The organism is Flavobacterium sp. KH_035 (assembly GCF_057839565.1).
This window is the reverse complement of sequence record NZ_CM174492.1, coordinates 1,111,206-1,131,440: the sequence shown is the minus strand read 5'-3', so window position 1 is coordinate 1,131,440 and position 20,235 is coordinate 1,111,206. Positions and strand designations below refer to the sequence as shown.

At 36.3% G+C, this 20,235-nt stretch carries 19 protein-coding genes; 10 read left to right on the top strand and 9 right to left on the bottom strand.

Annotated features, from left to right (window positions below; translation table 11 throughout):
- Window positions 1–3: 3 nt before the first annotated feature.
- From AC3IS6_RS05020 to AC3IS6_RS04995, 6 genes are all read left to right on the top strand, one after another.
- Window positions 4–978 (top strand): PorP/SprF family type IX secretion system membrane protein, encoded by a 975-nt coding sequence (locus tag AC3IS6_RS05020; protein ID WP_489163949.1) that lies wholly within the window; start codon window positions 4–6, stop codon window positions 976–978.
- A gap of 158 nt (window positions 979–1,136) precedes the next feature.
- Window positions 1,137–2,324 carry a phosphoglycerate kinase gene (locus AC3IS6_RS05015; protein WP_489163948.1) on the top strand — a complete coding sequence of 396 codons (1,188 nt, stop codon included), beginning with the start codon at window positions 1,137–1,139 and terminating at the stop codon, window positions 2,322–2,324.
- Between the two features lie 110 nt (window positions 2,325–2,434).
- Window positions 2,435–4,276: a LysM peptidoglycan-binding domain-containing protein gene (locus AC3IS6_RS05010; RefSeq protein ID WP_489163947.1), complete on the top strand. Its 1,842-nt coding sequence runs from the start codon at window positions 2,435–2,437 to the stop codon at window positions 4,274–4,276.
- 46 nt (window positions 4,277–4,322) lie between these two features.
- A complete protein-coding gene (locus AC3IS6_RS05005; RefSeq protein WP_489163946.1) occupies window positions 4,323–5,291 on the top strand; it encodes a DUF4837 family protein in 969 nt (322 codons plus the stop codon).
- Between the two features lie 262 nt (window positions 5,292–5,553).
- Window positions 5,554–6,192, top strand: coding sequence for a DUF1579 domain-containing protein (locus AC3IS6_RS05000; protein WP_489163945.1), 639 nt, complete (start codon window positions 5,554–5,556; stop codon window positions 6,190–6,192).
- A gap of 142 nt (window positions 6,193–6,334) precedes the next feature.
- Window positions 6,335–6,781 carry a GNAT family N-acetyltransferase gene (locus AC3IS6_RS04995; RefSeq protein WP_489163944.1) on the top strand — a complete coding sequence of 149 codons (447 nt, stop codon included), beginning with the start codon at window positions 6,335–6,337 and terminating at the stop codon, window positions 6,779–6,781.
- Between the two features lie 65 nt (window positions 6,782–6,846).
- On the opposite strand, the gene AC3IS6_RS04990 is transcribed toward AC3IS6_RS04995, so the two are convergent.
- The 4 genes from AC3IS6_RS04990 to rnpA all read right to left on the bottom strand — a co-directional run bounded on the left by AC3IS6_RS04990 (window position 6,847) and on the right by rnpA (window position 10,607).
- Window positions 6,847–7,650, bottom strand: a complete 804-nt coding sequence (locus AC3IS6_RS04990; protein WP_489163943.1) for an OmpA family protein — start codon at window positions 7,648–7,650, stop codon at window positions 6,847–6,849.
- A 4-nt stretch (window positions 7,651–7,654) separates the two neighbouring features.
- Complete coding sequence (locus AC3IS6_RS04985; protein WP_489163942.1) at window positions 7,655–9,292, bottom strand: S41 family peptidase; 1,638 nt, start codon at window positions 9,290–9,292, stop codon at window positions 7,655–7,657.
- Between the two features lie 2 nt (window positions 9,293–9,294).
- Window positions 9,295–10,122, bottom strand: a complete 828-nt coding sequence (locus AC3IS6_RS04980) for a DUF4349 domain-containing protein (RefSeq protein WP_489163941.1) — start codon at window positions 10,120–10,122, stop codon at window positions 9,295–9,297.
- Between the two features lie 80 nt (window positions 10,123–10,202).
- Window positions 10,203–10,607: a ribonuclease P protein component gene (rnpA, locus tag AC3IS6_RS04975; protein WP_489163940.1), complete on the bottom strand. Its 405-nt coding sequence runs from the start codon at window positions 10,605–10,607 to the stop codon at window positions 10,203–10,205.
- Between the two features lie 125 nt (window positions 10,608–10,732).
- Between rnpA and AC3IS6_RS04970 the strand changes: the two genes are divergently transcribed.
- The 3 genes from AC3IS6_RS04970 to AC3IS6_RS04960 all read left to right on the top strand — a co-directional run bounded on the left by AC3IS6_RS04970 (window position 10,733) and on the right by AC3IS6_RS04960 (window position 13,341).
- Window positions 10,733–11,473: a lysophospholipid acyltransferase family protein gene (locus tag AC3IS6_RS04970; RefSeq protein ID WP_263362264.1), complete on the top strand. Its 741-nt coding sequence runs from the start codon at window positions 10,733–10,735 to the stop codon at window positions 11,471–11,473.
- A gap of 50 nt (window positions 11,474–11,523) precedes the next feature.
- Window positions 11,524–12,516: an acyl-ACP desaturase gene (locus tag AC3IS6_RS04965; RefSeq protein ID WP_173964498.1), complete on the top strand. Its 993-nt coding sequence runs from the start codon at window positions 11,524–11,526 to the stop codon at window positions 12,514–12,516.
- A 171-nt stretch (window positions 12,517–12,687) separates the two neighbouring features.
- Window positions 12,688–13,341 carry an HD domain-containing protein gene (locus AC3IS6_RS04960; RefSeq protein WP_489163939.1) on the top strand — a complete coding sequence of 218 codons (654 nt, stop codon included), beginning with the start codon at window positions 12,688–12,690 and terminating at the stop codon, window positions 13,339–13,341.
- 109 nt (window positions 13,342–13,450) lie between these two features.
- Here the strand turns inward: AC3IS6_RS04960 and AC3IS6_RS04955 are convergent, their stop codons facing one another.
- The 5 genes from AC3IS6_RS04955 to AC3IS6_RS04935 all read right to left on the bottom strand — a co-directional run bounded on the left by AC3IS6_RS04955 (window position 13,451) and on the right by AC3IS6_RS04935 (window position 17,814).
- A complete protein-coding gene (locus tag AC3IS6_RS04955; RefSeq protein ID WP_083342470.1) occupies window positions 13,451–13,573 on the bottom strand; it encodes a FeoB-associated Cys-rich membrane protein in 123 nt (40 codons plus the stop codon).
- A 6-nt stretch (window positions 13,574–13,579) separates the two neighbouring features.
- Window positions 13,580–15,679 (bottom strand): ferrous iron transport protein B, encoded by a 2,100-nt coding sequence (feoB, locus tag AC3IS6_RS04950; RefSeq protein ID WP_489163938.1) that lies wholly within the window; start codon window positions 15,677–15,679, stop codon window positions 13,580–13,582.
- Window positions 15,679–15,918, bottom strand: a complete 240-nt coding sequence (locus AC3IS6_RS04945; RefSeq protein WP_173964495.1) for a FeoA family protein — start codon at window positions 15,916–15,918, stop codon at window positions 15,679–15,681. Before AC3IS6_RS04945 ends, feoB begins: the two co-directional genes overlap by 1 nt.
- Window positions 15,919–16,021: 103 nt before the next feature.
- Complete coding sequence (locus tag AC3IS6_RS04940) at window positions 16,022–16,687, bottom strand: SCO family protein (protein ID WP_173964494.1); 666 nt, start codon at window positions 16,685–16,687, stop codon at window positions 16,022–16,024.
- 203 nt (window positions 16,688–16,890) lie between these two features.
- Window positions 16,891–17,814: a DMT family transporter gene (locus AC3IS6_RS04935; RefSeq protein ID WP_489163937.1), complete on the bottom strand. Its 924-nt coding sequence runs from the start codon at window positions 17,812–17,814 to the stop codon at window positions 16,891–16,893.
- Between the two features lie 202 nt (window positions 17,815–18,016).
- Here AC3IS6_RS04935 and AC3IS6_RS04930 point away from each other — a divergent pair, with 202 nt between their 5' ends.
- Complete coding sequence (locus AC3IS6_RS04930) at window positions 18,017–20,077, top strand: M13 family metallopeptidase (RefSeq protein ID WP_489163936.1); 2,061 nt, start codon at window positions 18,017–18,019, stop codon at window positions 20,075–20,077.
- Window positions 20,078–20,235: the final 158 nt, after the last annotated feature.

Genomic DNA, 20,235 nt, shown 5'->3' with positions numbered 1-20,235 from the left:
ACAATGAAAAAGTTTATTTTATCTTTAGTACTCATGGCTGTAACAACAAGTTACAGCCAAGAGTTAAACCTACCAGTTTTCACACAGTATTTAGCAGATAATCCATTTGTTATTTCACCTGCTTTTGCCGGTATTGGAGACAACCTTAGAATTAGAGCCAACGGACTTACGCAATGGGTAGGGATAAAAGATGCACCGGACAACCAGTCGCTTTATGCCGATTTTAGGGTCTTGGATCGTTCAGGAGTCGGGATCAATGTCTATAATGATAAAAATGGATATACGCGTCAGACGGGAGCTAAAATTTCCTTTGCGCATCACCTTATCCTGGATTATTATTCGAAGCAATATCTGTCTTTCGGGCTTTCGTATAACTTTAATAGCTTCCGTATTGATATTGATGAATTCAATAACACTATCGAACACCCTATTTTAGATCCGGCTGTAACAGATAATCGATATACTACAAACAGTAACTTTGATGTGAGTGCTTTGTATCGTAATAAAATGTTCTATATAAGTTTTAATGCCAATAACGTTTTAAAGAAAAATACCGATAAATACAGAGGAGTTGAACCTTCGTTGCTTTCCAATTATCAGATCTATTCCGGTTTTATTTTTAAAGACGGAGAAAATAGTCGTATCGAATACGAACCATCGGTTTACTACCAGTACTTCGCAAGTGATAATCGTTCTACAACCGATTTCAACTTCAAATACAGACGTTATAATCGTTATGAGGACTATTATTGGATCGGGGTTTCTTATCGTTTCTTAAACGATCAGTTTCCAAAACCATTATCAGTTGGGCCAATGGTAGGTTTTATGAAATCTAAATTCTACTTTGGATATTCGTATCAGGTAATGTTCAACGATTTGGGTAATTATAACACAGGAACACACTCCATAACAATTGGTTTCGATTTCCTACAATCAATTAGTAACTGTCCTTGTACACAAAGTCCGGTTCACGATTAGGGAAGCATTTTTAGCGGCTTTAAAAGTTAATTTGTTTTTTTTCATAAATTACATCGTTTTCGCTGTTGTAGCGGGTTTAATTTTACATTTTTCAAATTTGTTGCAACACTAAAAGTTCTATATTTGTTTTCTATCAGAATAAATTAAAAAATTATCAAATGAAAACTTTAAACGATTTCGACTTTAAAAATAAAAAAGCAATTATCCGTGTGGACTTTAATGTGCCATTGGATGAAAATTTTAATGTAACTGACGCTACACGTATCGAAGCTGCAAAACCAACTATTGACGCTATTGTGGCACAGGGCGGAAGCGTAATTTTAATGTCGCATTTAGGCAGACCAAAAGGAGCAGAAGAAAAATATTCGTTAAAACACATTTTAAAAACAGCTTCTGAAATCTTAGGAGTTCAGGTGAAATTTGCTGAAAATTGTGTTGGAGAAGCGGCAAAGTCAGCTGCGGCTAACTTACAGCCGGGAGAAGTTTTATTACTTGAGAATTTACGTTTTCATGCTGAAGAAGAAGCTGGAGATGTAGCTTTTGCAAAAGAACTGGCTTCATTGGGAGACATCTATGTAAATGATGCTTTCGGTACAGCACACAGAGCACATGCTTCAACAACAATTATTGCACAATTTTTTCCAACTGAAAAATGTTTTGGAACATTGTTGGCAAAAGAAATAGAAAGTTTAAATAAAGTACTTAAAAATAGTGAAAAACCGGTAACAGCAGTTCTTGGAGGTTCAAAAGTATCTTCAAAAATTACCGTTATCGAAAACATCTTAGACAAAGTAGATCACATGATCATTGGAGGCGGAATGACATTTACATTCGTTAAAGCACTGGGTGGTAAAATTGGAGAATCTATTTGTGAAGATGATAAACAAGAGTTAGCGCTTGAAATTTTGAGACTAGCCAAAGAAAAAGGAGTTCAGATTCACATCCCGGTTGATGTAATTGCTGCAGATGATTTCTCTAATACAGCAAACACTCAGGTAGTTGATGTAAACGCAATTCCTGATGGATGGCAAGGTCTTGATGCAGGTCCTAAATCTTTAGAAAACTTTAAAAAAGTAATTCTGGAGTCTAAAACAATCTTATGGAATGGTCCATTAGGAGTTTTCGAAATGGAATCTTTTGCTAAAGGAACGATCGCTTTAGGTGATTATATTGCCGAAGCTACAGAAAAAGGTGCCTTCTCATTAGTTGGAGGTGGAGATTCTGTTGCAGCGGTAAAACAGTTCGGTTTTGAAGATAAAATGAGTTATGTTTCTACCGGAGGTGGAGCTATGCTTGAAATGTTAGAAGGTAAAATTTTACCTGGAATCGCCGCGATTTTGGACTAAAAAATCACAATTAACATTTTTTTACATATTTTTCTTCATTAAACTGTTTAAGTTTGTAAAACTAAGGTTTCTGTAATGAATTGAATTATAGAATTTTAAAATAATGTTATATGATTGTAAAAAAAATAGCAATAGTGGTTTCCGCCTTTTTTTCGATATCCATGTTTGCACAGGATGTTGCAAAAGCAGATGCTGAAATTAAGCCGGTTGTAAAGATATCGTATTTAGATTCTGTTAAAAATACTTTCAAAAAAAATGAACTGGCAGCACGAGTTGACAGTCTTTGGATGAACGAATTAGTAAGTCTGGATATTTACGATGATCTGACAAAAGACATTCAAACCATTAATACAGACGTGACAGTTGATGAGGAACTGCCAACAGACTTGCTAAAACAGCGGCTGCAGGCAATGAATGGGAAATCACCTTTTAATATTGAATACAATCAGGGATTAGAAAACATAATAAAGTCATTTCTTAAGAATCGAAAAAAATCGTTTTCCCGATTAATGTCTTTATCCGAATATTACTTTCCAATTTTTGAAGATGCTTTTGCCAAGCAAAACGTTCCTTTAGAAATTAAATACTTAGCCGTTGTAGAATCTGCTTTAAACCCTAAAGCAGTTTCTAAAATGGGCGCCACGGGAATTTGGCAGTTCATGTACGGAACCGGTAAACAATACGCCCTTAAAATAGACTCTTATATTGATGAACGCAGTGATCCGCTTAGAGCAACTGCAGCAGCATCAGAATACATGAGCAAAATGTTCAACATCTTTGGCGACTGGGAACTTGTTTTGGCATCTTACAATTCAGGACCAGGAAATGTAACCAAAGCCATTCGTCGTTCCGGCGGAAAAACAAAATATTGGGACATTCGAAGCCACCTTCCAAAAGAAACTCAGGGTTATGTTCCTGCTTTTTTAGCAACCATGTACCTTTTTGAATATCATAAAGAACACGGAATAAATCCACAAAGAGCCGTTGTTAAAAATTTTGAAACAGATACCGTTCAGATTAAGAGTCAGATGTCATTCAAACAAATAGCCGATTTGTTAGACATGCCACAATCTCAGTTGCAACTTTTAAATCCTTCATACAAATTAAATGTAGTGCCTTTTTATCAGGGAGAGCAGCATTTCCTGCGCTTGCCAAAAGATAAAGTAGCAACTTTTGTTTCAAACGAAGACAAGATTTATGCCTATGTAGCCTACCAGGCACAGAATAAAACTATGCCTGTACAATTGGCAATGAAGACAGCGCCAAGAACAAAATATAGTGCAAAAGCAAAAGAAGATTCTTCCAAAGAAATTCAGTTTTATAAAGTCCGGAAAGGTGATAATCTGGGAGCAATTGCAGACAAATATAATGTGAGTATTGTCGATCTGAAGAAGTGGAATAATCTGAAATCAAATTCAGTTGCCTTCGGAAGAAACTTAAAAATTAAATCTGAAATAGAGGCTTCGGTTAAAAAACCAAAGGAGACTAAAGCAGCATTGGCGATAGATAAAAAAACAGAGGAAGCTATTGCAGCTGCTGATGATAAAGAGAAAAATAATACACAGTCACAAGAGTATGTGGTAGCTGCCGGAGATAATTTAGGGAGCATTGCAAAGAAATTCGGTACGACTATTGCGGAGTTGAAAGAACTAAATAGTCTGACTTCAAATAATATTGGTTTAGGAAAAACTTTGGTTGTTTCTAAAGCTGTTCCTGAAATTGTTGACGAAAATGCGGTTACAACTGCTATAGCGTCAAACAATTCAATTGATTCGTTCAAGAAAAAAGCGACGTCAAAAGTTCTTGGTGAAGACTATTATGTTAAAAAAGGAGATTCGTTGTATAGTATTTCTAAAAAATATCCGGGAGTAACCATTTCCGATATTAAAAAGTGGAATAACATTAAAGACGGAGACATTAAACCAGGAATGAAGCTTAAAATAAACGGATAATAAAAAATCTTATATAAATTTGGGTTTTATTTCATAACTTAAGAGAATGAATAAAACCCATTTTTTATTACTGCTACTTCCGTTGCTGTTCATTTCATGTTTTAAAAATGAGAAGCAGGATGAACCTATATCCGGAAAAACCAATACAATTTCTGTCATCATAGACGATCAGTTATGGTATGGAGAAGTTGGAGATAGCATCAGAAATAAATTTGCTTCACCAGTTTTAGGACTTACACAAGAAGAACCCCTATTTACTATTAATCAGTATCCGGCTCGTTTACTGGAAGGTTTTGTTACCGATAGCCGAAGCATAATTGTAGTTAAAAAAACAACTGCTGATAAGTTCGAAGTGACACACAGCAGATCACTACCCCACAACACTTTCAGAATTTACGGAAAATCGGTTGATGATATTATTTGCAGTATCGAACTCAATTCGGGGCAAATCATCAAAATAATCCGGGATGCCGAAATCAAAAAAATTCAGGAAGATAACAGTAAATCGTTGTTGAATCCAGCTGTTATAAAAAATAAGTTTCATATCGATCTGCAAATTCCTACCGGATATGAATACATGCTGCATAAAAAGAATTTTATTTGGTTAAAAAAAGATATTATAAGTGGCAACACCAGTTTGCTTATTTATCAGATCCCCATTCACAGTTTTGAAAAAAGTGCAAATGTAATCGACAATATTATTCGGATGCGTGATTCCGTTGGGAGTTACATCAAAGGCAGAGAACCCAACACACGTATGATAACGGGTGAGGCATACGCACCTTATTTTTCAACGATTTCCTTAGATGGAAAAAAAGCATTTGAAACTAAAGGAACCTGGGAACTTAAGAACGATTTTATGGCCGGACCTTTTATCAACTATGCAATTGTTGACGAAATGTATAACCGAATTCTGGTAATCGAAGGATTTTGTTATTCGCCTTCCAATGAAGAACGTGATCTAATGCTGGATTTGGAAGCAATTATAAAATCGGTTAAAATTGATAAGAGGTAATATAAAGGGCTGAAAGCCCAAAAGCAGAAGCATGGTGCAACGCACGATGAAGCAGGTAAAATTTTGTTTGCGCCCTGAAAGGGCAAAAGCTCAATACCAAAAGATGTTTTCATAAGGAATTATTTAGAAGCCAACAGCTATAAATGGAATGAATTTTATCAATTTGCAGCTTTTTATGGAAATCCTGTTAAGTTTTTAGTAATGAGGTGACAAACTAATTTTTCTTAATTTTGTTTTACAACTAACATTAAAACAGATCATTATGAAAAATTTAATTGCAGTATTATTACTAGTCATGTGTTTTGCTTCCTGTAAAAAAGAGGCAAAGACAGCAACTGAAACAGTAGGCTCTTCTGATAGTATTAAAAAGGAAGAACCAATAGCAGAACAACCGATTGATTCGGCAGCACAAATGAAAGCCTGGCAGGCTTATGCAACTCCGGGAACTCCTCATAAATTAATGACAGATGAAGTTGGAACCTGGAATTGTGATATGACTTTCTGGTCAGAACCAAACGGAAAACCTGAAAAAGCAACTTCATCGGCAAACATTAAAATGATTCTTGGAGGACGTTATCAGGAATCAAATTATCAGGGAACCATGATGGGACAAGCTTTTGAGGGTAAAAGTACATTAGCTTATAACAATGCCAGTAAAGAATACACCACTACTTTTATCGATAATATGGGAACGGGAATGCTTGTCGCAACAGGTAAGTATGACGAAAGCACTAAAAGTATGGAGTTGAAAGGCGACATGATTAATCCCGTAAACGGTAAAAAGACACCCTACAGAGAAATCTATACCATTGTAGATGCTAAAACACGTAAAATGGAAATGTTCGATGTGAAAAATGGTGAGGAGTTTAAGAGCATGGAAATCATTATGAAGAAAAAATAAGGTTATGATCCGATAACAAAGTAGAAATCCCGGTTGCAGTTTGTAATCGGGATTTCTATTTGTTAGTATTTAGTGTATTTTTGCTTTTAACGAAAGGTAGAATCATAAAAAGGATAGAACCAAAACAACAAATAAAAGACAAATGGAACCAAAATGGAAAATAAAGCCATTTGAGGCATTAAATGTAAACGAGCTATACGATTTGCTCAAACTAAGAAGTGAGATCTTTGTAGTAGAGCAAAACTGTGTTTATTTAGACCTTGACGGCAAAGACAAGAAAGCACTACACCTAATTGGGGAATACGATGGAAAAACAGTTGCTTATGTACGCTTGTTTGACGCTGGAATCAGTTTTGACAATGCTTCAATCGGACGAGTGGTGGTAGATGCCAATTACAGAGATCGGAAATGGGGACATGACCTAATGCGTGAAGCGATTGCTGCCATAAAATTGAATTTCAATAAAGAAGCAATAACCATTGGTGCTCAGTTGTATTTAAAGAAATTCTACGAAAGCCACGGATTTGTTCAAACCAGTGAAATGTATCTGGAGGATGATATCGAACATATAGAGATGACGCGTGACTAAAGCGTTTTGCTTAGGTACAAAGGTGCAAAGGCTCAGAGGTACAGGGGTTATTGGGATTAAAGTGCTTAAATCTTAGTGATCAAAAATTCAACACGACGATCCAGATTATCTCCTTTTCCTAGCGGGTATTTATTACCGCAACCCTGGTAGGTCATTCGGTTTTTGGAAATTTTTCTGGAACTCAGATAATAAAAGACGGTTTTGGCGCGGTTCCAGGAAAGTCTTCTTTCGTTGGTGGCCCTGTCAATTCCGTCACTATAAATGTCGGGGGTGCAGCAAACGTGCCCCCTAATTTCGAATTTTAAACCATTTTGTTTTTCTAAGATGGTGGCAACTTTGTCTAATTCCTTTTTAGAGTTTGGGGTGAGTTTTGAGCTTCCTATGTCAAATAAAATATTGTCTAAGAATATTTTATCGCCAATTTTAAGCTTGTTAGGGAACGAGTTGTAAATTCCTTTTCCAAAACTATTTTTCTTAACGGCTATCAAATCGACCCTTCGGTTTCGGGTACGGGTTTCGTGCAGGTTTTCTATAGTGTCAGGCCGGACAACAACACGTCCTTTCCCTTCCAGAATAACAATTTTACCTTGGTTGAATCCGGCTTTAACCAATAAGTTCTGAATGGTGCTTGCCCGATTGTTAGATAAACGAAAATTGTATTCGTCATTTCCGCGATCATCACAATAGCCATATATTTGTACTGACTCTACTTTAGAAGTGTCGATACTTTTAATAAAACGGTTTACAACTTCGGTTTGTTTTGGTGTAAGATCGAACTTGTCAAATTCGAAATAAATAGTTTCAATGGGTTTTTGCTGTGCCGATAAATTGTAAATAAGAAACAGAAATAGGGCTCTGTAAAGCTTCATTTTTTTACATTTTTAAAATCGTTTTATACTCAGTCTGGTTATTTAATACATTCACAGCTTTTTTAATTTCTGAATTGTTTTTAATGTAATATTGATACAAACCTTCCTGATATTGATATCTTTTAATCAGTTCTTCCTGAATCAGGTTTCTAATCTCTTTTTGATTTTTATCCAGCAGAGTGCTTTCACTTTTCTCTAAAGCAGCAAGTAACTGTTGGTATTCCTGAGCAATAGTTTCATCTATTTTTTCGTTTTTGGCAGCATTCAACGTGTTTTTTAATGCTACTTCCGTTTCCGTGTCGAAACTAATTTTGTTGGCTTTTAGGTATTGTTTGAAACTGCTGTAATCAGCATCCGTCAAAATAGGTGTTTTATCTCCTAAGTTTGGATTTTTGTAATAATACGTTGTTGCATAATCAAAGATTCCGTCATTTTTTAGCAAAGCAGTTGTGATCGGGCTCATTTTGGTTTCATCCAGTTCGATATCCGGTAAAACACCACCACCATCATAAACAGTTCTTCCTTTTCGGGTTTTAAAAGCATTGAAATTTTTAGCATCGGTTTTTTGAGCGACACCATTTTTGTCTTTATGTGCATAATCCAAGGCCTGAATACAACGGCCGGAAGGCGTATAATAACGTGATATCGTAACTTTTAACTGAGTTCCGTAAGTCAGATCAACAGAACGCTGAACCAAACCTTTTCCAAAACTGCGACTTCCCAGAATCACGGCACGGTCTAAATCCTGTAAAGCTCCAGAAACAATTTCTGAGGCCGAGGCACTTCGTCCATTTACCAAAATGGCTAAAGGAATTTCAGTATCAATAGGTTCTTTAGTCGTTTTATAAGTGTTGTTGTGTTTTTCGATACGTGATTTCGTAGTCACAATAATTTCGTTTTTCGGAACAAATAAATTACAGATATCAATGGCTTCGTTTAGCAAACCACCCGGATTCCCTCTCAAATCAAGTACAATTTGAGTCGCGCCGTCGGCTTTAAGTTTCTCGAGGGCATCTTTTACTTCGTTGGATGCTTTTCGGCTAAAGTGTGCCAGAACAATGTATCCGGTTTTGGCATCAATCTTTCCGAAAAAGGGAACCGATTTAATATCTACTTCATCCAAAACCAATTCGGTAGTGAAGGTTTTTCCCTGACGGAGGTATTTAATATTAATTTTAGTGTTTTTAGTTCCTTTCAGTAATTGCGAGGCATCATCCTTAAAATCGGCGATCATAACGTCGCCAATCTGAATAATTTCGTCTCCGGCTTTCAGTCCGGCTTTGTCGGCAGGATAGTTTTTATAGGGTTCACGTACAATTAAGCGGTCTTTTTTTCTTGAAATCAAAGCTCCGATTCCGGTATATTCGCCTGTATTGTTGATTTTGAAATTAACAACATCCTGTTCGTTAAAATAAACGGTATAAGGATCCAGACTTCCGAGCATGCTTTTAATGGCTTTGTCCATCAGGTCACCCGGATTCGTTTCGTCGACATAATTGGTGTTTACCGCTTTGAACAAAGTGGTAAAGATTTCAATTTGTTTGGCAATTTCAAAAAAGTCGTCTTTGAAACTGGTTCCGACAAATAAAAACCCTGCAGCAACAGCGGGTATGATGAATTTCTTCTTGAAATAAGGATACATGATTATATTTTTTTTCTTTTAAATCTTTTTCTAATAATGTAGACAAGTACGCAAAATACTATAATAAATGGCCAGACACTAATAATTGAAATTAAAAAATCAGACAGGCTGAAAAAACCGGACTGTATGGCGGCCCATATTTTAGAACCATAAGAAATCTTAACACCTTGTTTTTGAGCGACAGTTTTGTAAAATGAAATGGTTACGGTACTTTCTGAAACGCGGCTTTCGAGATATTTTAGCTGACCTTCTTTGGCTTCAATTTCTTCACGGATTGCCGAAATCTGTTTTTCAATTTCCAGTATCTCACTAATTTTAGTCGCTTTCTGTAAAATCTCTAAGTAGCGCGCCTCGAGTTTGCGTTTTGTATTTAATCTTGAAGTTAAGTCAATGTATTGTTCGGTAACATTTTCTGCAGAAATTTCTTTTTGTTCAAAATATGAAACCCCTTTAGAAACTGCATTTATGAATGGGTCAAAGTTTGCACTGGGAACGCGAATGGTTAAGGTTCTGTAAATGTTGTCATATTCTTTTCCTTCAGAATCATTCTGAATGGTTGCTTTATTGGCAACAATCGCAGTTTGGATTTGTTTGAAAGTATCTTCTAAATCATTGGTTTCGAATCGAAGTGAAGCCTGTTTAATAATTTTTTGTGAAATCTGTGGCGCATCCGGGGCAGCTTTGTCATATTGTACATCTGACTCTGCAACGGATTCTTTTTTTGGAGTAAGCTTGACTGTGCTAATCATCATATTAGCAGATGATTCCTCATTTTTACTGCAACTTGAAAAGCCTAAAAAAAGCAAGAATAAAAAGAAAATATAGCGCATAATATTTCAAATTAAAGTTAAAACTACAATTTTTTTATAATTTTTCGTATAATTTGATAAATAAAGTTGTCGTAAAGGAATTACAATTCTGTTTTATTTTCAGAATCAGGGGTTTTATTTACCTGTTGAAGGAATTTCTCAAACAGCTGAATGGTTTTGGTGTTGGTTTCTGTATAAGACAGTTTGTCTTTGGTCTGATAAAAAAACATCAGGGAGTAGGGCTCTTGAATGTTATCCAAAAGCAAATGTTTGTTTAAACGATAAGTTTCTCTTAAAACGCGTTTGAAGTAATTGCGGTCAACGGCTTTTTTGAAGTATTTCTTAGAAACCGAAACCCCCATTTTGATCTTTTCTTCTGAATTTTCTTCCGCCGGACGATAAACCAAACGCAATGGATATTTGGAAACTGATTTTCCTTCAGAAAACAGTAAACCTATTGTCGTTTTGCTCTTTAAGCGTTCATTTTTAGGGTAAGTGAAGTTCATTTAATTCAGAAAAAATTTGCAAATTTTAGGGCAAAGGTACAATTAAACCAGAAAAACGGTTATTGTTTTCAATTTTTATACCGCTAAAAATTTATTTATTACTTTTGGGCATTAATTTTTCAAGCATGCAGAAGATAATTTCGTATCCCATTTCCGTAATTTATTACTTGTGTTTTGGTTTTTGTTTGGCGGTGTTTCACCCGATACAATGGTTTTGCCTGAATGTTTTTGGGTATCAGGCGCATAAAAAAAGTGTAGATTATCTGAATTTTTTCCTGTTAAGATGCACGAATCTGGTGGGAACAAGGTATACTGTTAGCGGAGTAGATGATATACCAAAGGGGGTTCCAATAATTTTTGTGGCCAATCACCAAAGTATGTATGATATCGTGACAATGATTTGGTACTTTAGACGATTTCATTGTAAATTTGTAAGTAAGAAGGAGTTAGGAAGCGGAATCCCGAGTGTGTCATTTAATTTGCGCCATGGAGGATCTGTCTTAATCGACCGAAAAGACCCTAAACAAGCGATTCCGGTAATCAAAGGCTTGTCTGAATATATCGAAAAAAATACCAGAGCTGCTGTAATTTTTCCTGAAGGAACAAGAAGTAAAACAGGAAAACCCAAAGAATTTGCACAAAGTGGTTTAAAAATCTTATGTAAATATGCGCCGTCTGCTTATGTAGTACCGGTAAGTATCAATAATTCTTGGAAAATGGTTCGTTTTGGAATGTTTCCGGTTGGATTAGGAAATCATTTAACATTTACAGCGCATAAAGCAATGGCTGTAAAAGATTATGATTTTGCCGATTTAATGGCTTTGACAGAAAAAGCAGTGGTAGAAGGAGTAAATGAGTATAAATAGATTTTTGTTTTAGTACAAACGAAAACTTAAATCCCAATCTTAAATAAGTAATGTCTATAAAAAACATTAGATTAGAAGTAATGCAGTTTTTGGAAAAAAACGTGGATAGCTTCGTTGAACAGTATTTAATTCCAGTGGAAAAAATTTGGCAGCCGTCAGACTTTTTGCCTAATTCTGAAGGAGAGAACTTCTTTGAGGAGGTAAAAGAGTTGCGTGAAATTGCTAAAGAATTACCATATGATTTCTGGGTAACTTTAGTGGGCGATACGATCACTGAAGAAGCTTTGCCAACATACGAATCATGGTTAATGGATGTAGAAGGAATCAATCAGGTAGAGAACGGTGGAAATGGCTGGTCGAAATGGATCAGACAATGGACCGGAGAAGAAAACCGCCACGGAGACCTTTTGAATAAATATTTGTATTTGTCCGGTCGTGTAAATATGCGTGAAATCGAAATGACAACACAGCATTTAATCAACGACGGTTTTGATATTGGAACCGGATCTGATCCGTACAAAAACTTCGTATACACTAGCTTTCAGGAGTTAGCGACTTATGTTTCACACAACAGAGTGGCACAAATGGCTAAGAAATTTGGTGACAACAAGTTGTCTAAAATGTGCAAAATGATTGCAGGTGACGAAATGCGTCACCACCATGCGTACAGTGAGTTTGTTACCCGTATTTTTGCAGTGGATCCGAGCGAAATGATGTTGGCGTTTCAATATATGATGAAACAAAAAATCGTAATGCCGGCGCATTTCTTAAGAGAATCAGGTCAGAAAATAAGCAGTGCTTTTGAACAGTTCTCTGATTCGGCACAACGTATCGGAGTATATACAGCAAACGATTACGTAGACATCATGCAAAAATTAATTGACAAATGGGAAATCGATAAAATTTCGAATTTGACAGATGAAGCTGAAAAAGCACGTGATTACTTAATGAAATTACCGGCTCGTATGGCAAGAATCTCTGAGAGATTAGTTATTCCACAGGAATCACACATCTTTAAATGGGTTGAACCAGCAAGATTGTAGCTTTCTGATTTTAGAGTTTAGATTTGTGAAACTTTAAGCAGAACATCTAAAAAAATATTGTTGATTGTTGAGGTTTGAAAACTTTGACAATCAACATTTTTCATTTAAAACATATAAAAACCCAGAGGGAATCTACTCCGCCTGCGCTATTTTATCATAAACGATACTACAATGAATAATTCTGAACTAATAAACAAAACCGTCGCTTTTGTAAAAGAGAAATTAAACGACGCCGAGGGTGGACACGATTGGTTTCATATCGAACGTGTTTATAAAAATGCACTTTTAATTGCAAAAGGAACAGATTGTGATCTTACAGTAGTGCAACTGGGGGCTTTGCTTCACGATATTGCGGATAGTAAATTTCACAATGGTGATGAAACTATCGGACCCAAAACAGCGCGTTTATTTTTAGAATCTGAAGGAGTTGCGGAAGACACGATTCAGCATGTGGTAAACATCATCGAAAACATCTCTTATAAGGGCGGAAATTTCGAAAAGAAGTTTTCTTCTGTAGAATTAGATATCGTTCAGGATGCGGACCGTTTAGATGCAATTGGAGCGATTGGAGTAGCAAGAGCATTTAATTATGGCGGATTTAAGAACAGAACGCTTCACGATCCTGAAATTGCTCCGATTACCAATATGACCAAGGAGGAGTACAAAAAGAATAACGCACCAACTATAAATCATTTTTATGAAAAGCTTTTACTTTTAAAAGATAAAATGAATACCGAAACCGGAAAGCAAATTGCAGCAGAAAGACATCGTTTCATGGAAACATTTCTGGCGCAGTTTTATGCAGAATGGGACGGGGAGAAGTAGAGATTTTTTTTCCGCCGAGACACACTAAGAAAACACAAAGCTTCACAAAGGATTTATAATCTCTGTGAAGCTTTGTGTTTATTTGGTGAAGCTTTGTGAAACAATTCACTCATGAACAGCCGCAATTATGATCACCACAATCTTTTTTCTTTTTAGATTTCCAAAAGAACTTTTTGATGAGGTAACCAACAGCAATGAATAATATGATAAAAGCTATAATTTCCTGTACCATGATCGTTTATTTTAAAAGTTGATATGCTATAAGTGCCACAAAATAGGCAAGACCACTCATCAGGACCAGCTGCATAGCAGGCCATTTCCAGGAATTGGTTTCCTTCTTGGTGATGGCAAGTGTACTGGCACATTGCATGGCAAAAGCATAAAAAAGCAATAAGGATATACCCGAGGCAAAATTAAAGATTTTATGACCCGTTTCCGGATTGATCTCTTCCTGCATTTTACTTCTTATTGTTGATTCGTTATCGGTGTCTCCAACACTGTATATGGTAGCCAGTGTTCCCACAAAAACCTCACGTGCGGCAAAGGAACTAATTAGTGCAATTCCGATTTTCCAGTCGTAACCTAAAGGCGAAATAACTGGTTCTATAGCTCTACCCATCAAACCGATATAGGAATTTTCCAGTTTTTGAGAAGCGACTTCATTTTCAAACTGAGTTTCGTCTAAAGTGGTAGTGGCAAATTTTTCCTTTACAATAGTTTCGGCCTCATTAAAATCTTTCCCGGGGCCATAGGACGCTAAGAACCACAAAATCACAGATATGGCTAAGATAATCTTACCGGCACCCACTACGAAAGCTTTTGTTTTTTCGACAACATTAATCGCAACGTTTTTGAATAAAGGCAGTTTATAACTTGGCATTTCGACAACGAAATAGGTCTTGGCACTTATCTTTAAGATTTTGTTTAGGATGTAAGAAGAAAGAATTGCCGTTACAAAACCTAATAAATACAATAACATTAGGGCTAATCCCTGCATGTTTAAGATACCAAAAAGGCGTTCATCCGGAATTACCAGTGAAATAATAATAGTATAAACAGGTAATCTGGCAGAACAGGTTGTAAACGGAGTCACAAGAATTGTGATAAGTCGTTCTTTCCAGTTTTCAATATTTCGGGTGGCCATGATCGCCGGAATAGCACAGGCCGTTCCTGAAATCAAAGGCACAACGCTTTTACCGGACAAACCAAACTTTCGCATGATTTTATCCATCAAAAAGACCACACGACTCATATAACCACTTTCTTCTAAGATCGAAATGAATAAAAACAAAAAGGCAATTTGCGGAATAAAAATGATTACACCGCCAATTCCGGGTACAATTCCCTGTGAAAGTAAGTCGGTTAGAATTCCGCTTGGTAATTCCGCTGCGACCCAGCTGCTTAAAGAAGCAAAACTGCTATCTATGAAATCCATAGGTATCGTTGACCAACTGAAAATAGATTGGAAGATCAAAAATAAAATAGCTAGGAAAATCACATACCCCCAAACCTTGTGCGTTAAAATACGATCCAGTTTTGCCCGAATATCTTTGGCCGTCGAAGCATCAACTTTTAAACCTTCTTTTAAAACATCGTTTATGAATTGATAACGTTTTATTGTTTCTTTTTGCTGTAAACGTTTTAATTCCGAATGTGACTTGGTAAACGTATTTCTGATTTCGTTTCGATCAAGGTTCGAAAAGTTTACATCCTGTGTGATCACCAGCCAAAGTTTGTACAACAATTGATTAGGGAAAGCATGCTGCAATTTTTCAAAATACTCCTGATCAATAACAGATGCGTTCAGACAGGGTTCGTGCGGAATCGTTTTGTACGAGACAATTAATTCTTTCAACTCTTCGATTCCCAAACCTTTTCGCGAACTTACTAAAGCAATTTTAGTTTTTAGTTTCTCTTCCAAATAAGGGATGTCCAGCGTAATACCTTTACTTTCCATACGGTCTGACATGTTGATGACCAAAATCGTTGGAATTTCAAGATCTTTGATTTGGGTGTAAATCAGTAAATTACGTTTCAGATTTTCGACATCTGTAACTACTACCGCTACATCCGGATATAATTTATCGTTTTTGTTTAATAAAAGTTCAATTACCACACTTTCGTCCATCGAACTGGCGTTCAGACTGTACGTTCCCGGAAGATCCAGAATGTTGGCCTTGACGTTGTTTGGTAATTTGCAGAACCCGATTTTTTTCTCAACAGTAATTCCGGGATAATTTCCGACCTGTTGATTTAATCCGGTAAGCTGATTGAAAACTGAAGTTTTTCCTGTATTTGGATTCCCAATAAGGGCAACGTTGATATTTTGAATACTCATTACAAATCGTTTTTGATAAGTTCAACTTCAATTTCACGAGCAGTTTCAACGCGAATGGCTACATGCGAACCATTAATGTCTAAATAAAGGGGATCGCCAAAAGGAGCGATTTGCAATAATTCAACTAAGTTGCCCGGTAAACAACCCATTTCCAGTAGTTTCAGAGGAATAAGATCGATATCAAAATCTTTGATAATGGCTTTATCGCCTTTTTTCAGAGTGTGGATAGTATTTTGCAAGCTTATTTAGATTGAATTTAGATTGCAAAAATAGGCAATTATTCTTTATTTCAAGGCATTTAACACTTTTGTAAATGCTAAATCTTTCTAAAAATAAGGCATTTTACTCCTGACTCAGAAAATTGATGTCTTCTAAAAGACGTTTAATTTCTTCTTTATTTGTTCCGTCATAAAATCCGCGAACACGTCTTTTTTGATCCACCAAAACAAAATTCTCGGTATGTACCATATCGTAGAGCTGATCTGGACGTCCAAGTTTTACCGCGAGATACGATTTTCGGGCCATGGTGTAAATTTCTTTTTTATCACCGGTAACCAAATTCCATTTGCTGTCTACTACACCATGTTTTATGGCATACGCTTTTAAAACCGGAATGCTGTCAACCTCCGGAAATACCGTATGAGAAAGCAGCATCACTTTCGGATTGTTTAAAACTGCTTTTTGAACATCTTCCAGATTGGTCGTCATTTTTGGGCAAATTGATCCGCAGGTCGTGAAGAAAAAGTCAGCCACATATATTTTCCCTTCATAATTCTTTTGAGTAATCGTATCACCGTTTTGATTCACAAATGAAAAATCAGCAATCGTATGGTATTTGCTTTTGTATTGTACTGTGCTATCCACCAATTCCGGATTTACATCAGCAGGATTGTAAATAGGTAAAGTTTTTTGCGGTTTTAAAGCGGAGTAAAATAAAGATATTGTAACGGTCGAAAATAGAATAAGAACAATAAAGAATTTACGGTATTTGTATAGAAAAGATTTCATAAAAGCAATTTGGAGGCAAAAATACGAAAAGCACTTCTCAAAATCCTAAGAGCGCTTAGTTTTTAACAGGTTATAAGGAGTGAAATAGGGCTGAAAGCCCAAAAGCACCAGCATAGCGCAAAGCGCTATGAATGATAATGATGATAATAATACCCCAAAGCCCTGTAAGGGTTAAAGCAGATTGACACCAATAAACAAATTTTTTATTTTTTGGTTTTCCGAATAGTCTTGTTTACCAAATACAGTCCCGTTAAGGTTACGATTGTACCAATGGCGATAGCCTGTGTAAGCGTTTCTCCAAAAATAAAAGACCCTAGAATCATGGCAACAATTGGATTGATGTAGACATAGATACTGCTGATTTCGGTTGGAAGGTGTTGCAACGAGTAAATAAATGCGATGAAAGTTAGAACAGAGCCAATAAGGACCAGGTAGACAATAGACCACAGAGAAGGCAAGGGGATTTCGCTAAGCGGAATATTGATTCCCGTGGCTTCTGTGATTCCAAAAAGAAACACACTCGAAATCAGCATCTGCAATCCCAAACTGAAATACGGATTAAAACTGGACGCTTTTTTCTTTGTTTCGAGTATTCCAAACGCCCATGTTATCGTAGAAGCAGTCATTAGGATAATTCCGAATTGAAAATCAGGTCTGAAAAAATCGGAAATATAATCAATGAATATAATACAAACCCCTCCAAAACTAATCAGAACTCCGATCAGTGCCATTTTTGCAATTTTCTGACCATTAAAAAAGTTGATGATAATGATCCAGATCGGGAATAAAGCACTGATGATGGCTCCGAGTCCGCTGCTCATGTATTTGACACCCCAGGTACTTAAACCGTTGCTACATACAAAATTCAAAAAGGCCAGAATGATGATCGTGCGCCATTGTCTGCCTTTTGGCCAGGGCTCTTTTCTCAACAGAAAATACCCGACATACAAGATTCCGCCCAGAAATTGACGGATGGTGGCCAACTGTAATGCGGGCATATGTTTTACACCTTCTTTGGAAGCCAGCCAGGTGGTTCCCCAAAAAAAACTTACCCAGCATAAAGCCAAAATCGGTAATCCGATAGCTTCAATTTTCCCTGAAACGGCATTCTGAATTTTTGCTCTCACTTTTTATTTCAATTCGTTGTAACAAATATTCGAAAAAGTATTCTAATATAAAGATAAAAACCAGGGATAAATACATGAAAATATTTGATAGTATGTATTAAAATGTTATGATCCTTGAATTTTTGAGATTATTTCAAAAATTTTAACATAGCATTCAAAATATTAGAAATACGTTTGTGTAACCACCAAAACTTAAATATAAATGAAAAGACAACTTAGCAGACCTTTGTTCTGCGCTTTTCTTACAGCAGTTTCTTTTACAGCTGTAAATGCTCAGAATGCAACTTCAAAAGAGCCGGGTATTAATGTTTCATACATGAATACCAAAATTAGTCCAAGTCAGGATTTTTTTCAATACGTAAATGGAACATGGCTTAGTAAAACTGAAATTCCAAGTGATCGTACTACATGGGGGAGTTTTAATGAATTGATTAAGAAGACAGATAAAGACGCGATGTCTATTCTGAAAGAAGCTTCTAAGAATCCAAAGTACAAATCAGATACAGATCAGGGTAAAGCAGTTAATTTGTTTTCAACGATTTTGGATACAGTTGGAAGAAACAAAGCCGGTATAACACCGCTGCAACCTTACTTTAAAAAAATTGATGCGATTAAAAACATCACGGATCTTCAAAAGTATCTGGCTGAAATCGCACAGGAAGGTAATATTGTTTTTTTCGGAACTTATATTGGAGCTGATGAGAAAAACAGTTCTAAAAACTCAGTAACACTTGCTCCAAGCAGATTAGGGTTACCGGATCAGGATTATTACACTTCTGAGGATAAAGATTCTAAAGAAAAGCGTGCAAAATACCAGCTTCATGTGGCGAGAATGATGCAATTTATTGGTGAATCTCCGGCGAAAGCAAAGCAAAGTGCAGCTGCAATTCTAGCTTTAGAAACAGAATTGTCGAAACCGAGATTAAATCGTGTAGAAAGCAGAGACAGTCGTTTGCAATACAATCCAATGACAGTTGCTGAACTTCAAAAGTTAACACCGGCTATTAAATGGGAGACTTATCTTTCAAGTCTTGGGTTGGCAAAGTTAGATACCATTGTTGTAATGGAGCCTAAATACATGAAAGCTTTACAAACTGTTTTTACAAATAATAAAGTAGAACAGTGGAAAGAATATCTGAAATGGGACTTGCTAAACTCTTTTGCTTCGGAATTGTCAACAGATATCGAGACGGCTAGTTTTGATTTTTACAGCAAGACTTTAAGAGGAGCCATCAAGCAATTACCTCGTGAAGAAAAAGCACTACAGGTTGTGAACAACAGTATTGGTGAAGCACTTGGTAAATTATACGTGGAGAAAGTGTTTCCTGCTGAAGCAAAAGCAAAAGCAGTCGACATGATTCACAACGTAATTTTGGCTTACCAAAACCGTATTAATAATTTAACCTGGATGTCAGCGGCTACTAAGGTAAAAGCGATTGAAAAGTTAAATAAAATCACGATAAAAGTTGGTTATCCGGACAAATGGAAAGATTATTCGGCACTTGAAATTAAAAGTGTTGCCGATGGAGGAAGTTATCTTCAAAATAGCATAAATATCTCGAAATGGAATTTCAAAAAAGGAATCGAGAAGTTAAACAAACCGGTTGATAAAACAGAGTGGGGAATGTCGCCACAAACGGTGAATGCATATTACAATCCGTCTTATAACGAGATTGTATTTCCTGCAGCGATTTTGCAACCGCCATTTTACAATTATCAAGCTGATGAGGCTGTGAATTACGGTGGAATCGGAGCTGTAATTGGTCACGAAATTTCTCATGGTTTTGATGATTCAGGAGCACGATACAATGCCGAAGGAAATTTAGTTGACTGGTGGACACCGGAAGATTTAAAACAATTTACAGCTCTTGGAGGAGCTCTTGCAGCACAATACAGCGCTTTAGAGCCTCTACCGGGAATTCATGTAGACGGTAATTTTACTTTAGGAGAAAATATTGGTGATTTAGGAGGTATTAATGCAGCTTATGATGGTTTGCAATTGTATTTGAAAGCACATGGGAATCCGGGCTTAATTGACGGATTTACACCAGAACAGCGTTTCTTTATTTCATGGGCAACCGTTTGGAGAACAAAAAGTAGAGACGAAGCGATCAAGAATCAGGTAAAAACCGATCCGCATTCACCAGGAATGTATAGAGCAGTTGTTCCGGTTCAGAACGTAGATGCTTTTTATGACGCTTTTGGAATTAAAAAGGGAGACAAAATGTATATTGATTCTGACAAAAGAGTTAAAATCTGGTAATAGATAAAACCATAAAAACGGCACTGATTTAGTGCCGTTTTTTGATTACTATCACACCCTTCGTCTACAGGTGTAAACCTTGATTTTATAAGGACTTTTTGATTAAAAAAGAAACTACTTCAGGATTGTATTTCGTCTGTCAATTTTATGTGAAAAAT

Excerpts from the sequence above, each read along its gene's own strand:
- AC3IS6_RS05020 (WP_489163949.1), top strand. The coding sequence starts at position 4 with ATGAAAAAGTTTATTTTATCTTTAGTACTCATGGCTGTAACAACAAGT.
- AC3IS6_RS05015 (WP_489163948.1), top strand. The coding sequence starts at position 1,137 with ATGAAAACTTTAAACGATTTCGACTTTAAAAATAAAAAAGCAATTATC.
- AC3IS6_RS05010 (WP_489163947.1), top strand. The coding sequence starts at position 2,435 with ATGATTGTAAAAAAAATAGCAATAGTGGTTTCCGCCTTTTTTTCGATA.
- AC3IS6_RS05005 (WP_489163946.1), top strand. The coding sequence starts at position 4,323 with ATGAATAAAACCCATTTTTTATTACTGCTACTTCCGTTGCTGTTCATT.
- AC3IS6_RS05000 (WP_489163945.1), top strand. The coding sequence starts at position 5,554 with ATGAAAAATTTAATTGCAGTATTATTACTAGTCATGTGTTTTGCTTCC.
- AC3IS6_RS04995 (WP_489163944.1), top strand. The coding sequence starts at position 6,335 with ATGGAACCAAAATGGAAAATAAAGCCATTTGAGGCATTAAATGTAAAC.
- AC3IS6_RS04990 (WP_489163943.1), bottom strand. The coding sequence starts at position 7,650 with ATGAAGCTTTACAGAGCCCTATTTCTGTTTCTTATTTACAATTTATCG.
- AC3IS6_RS04985 (WP_489163942.1), bottom strand. The coding sequence starts at position 9,292 with ATGTATCCTTATTTCAAGAAGAAATTCATCATACCCGCTGTTGCTGCA.
- AC3IS6_RS04980 (WP_489163941.1), bottom strand. The coding sequence starts at position 10,122 with ATGCGCTATATTTTCTTTTTATTCTTGCTTTTTTTAGGCTTTTCAAGT.
- rnpA (WP_489163940.1), bottom strand. The coding sequence starts at position 10,607 with ATGAACTTCACTTACCCTAAAAATGAACGCTTAAAGAGCAAAACGACA.
- AC3IS6_RS04970 (WP_263362264.1), top strand. The coding sequence starts at position 10,733 with ATGCAGAAGATAATTTCGTATCCCATTTCCGTAATTTATTACTTGTGT.
- AC3IS6_RS04965 (WP_173964498.1), top strand. The coding sequence starts at position 11,524 with ATGTCTATAAAAAACATTAGATTAGAAGTAATGCAGTTTTTGGAAAAA.
- AC3IS6_RS04960 (WP_489163939.1), top strand. The coding sequence starts at position 12,688 with ATGAATAATTCTGAACTAATAAACAAAACCGTCGCTTTTGTAAAAGAG.
- AC3IS6_RS04955 (WP_083342470.1), bottom strand. The coding sequence starts at position 13,573 with ATGGTACAGGAAATTATAGCTTTTATCATATTATTCATTGCTGTTGGT.
- feoB (WP_489163938.1), bottom strand. The coding sequence starts at position 15,679 with ATGAGTATTCAAAATATCAACGTTGCCCTTATTGGGAATCCAAATACA.
- AC3IS6_RS04940 (WP_173964494.1), bottom strand. The coding sequence starts at position 16,687 with ATGAAATCTTTTCTATACAAATACCGTAAATTCTTTATTGTTCTTATT.
- AC3IS6_RS04930 (WP_489163936.1), top strand. The coding sequence starts at position 18,017 with ATGAAAAGACAACTTAGCAGACCTTTGTTCTGCGCTTTTCTTACAGCA.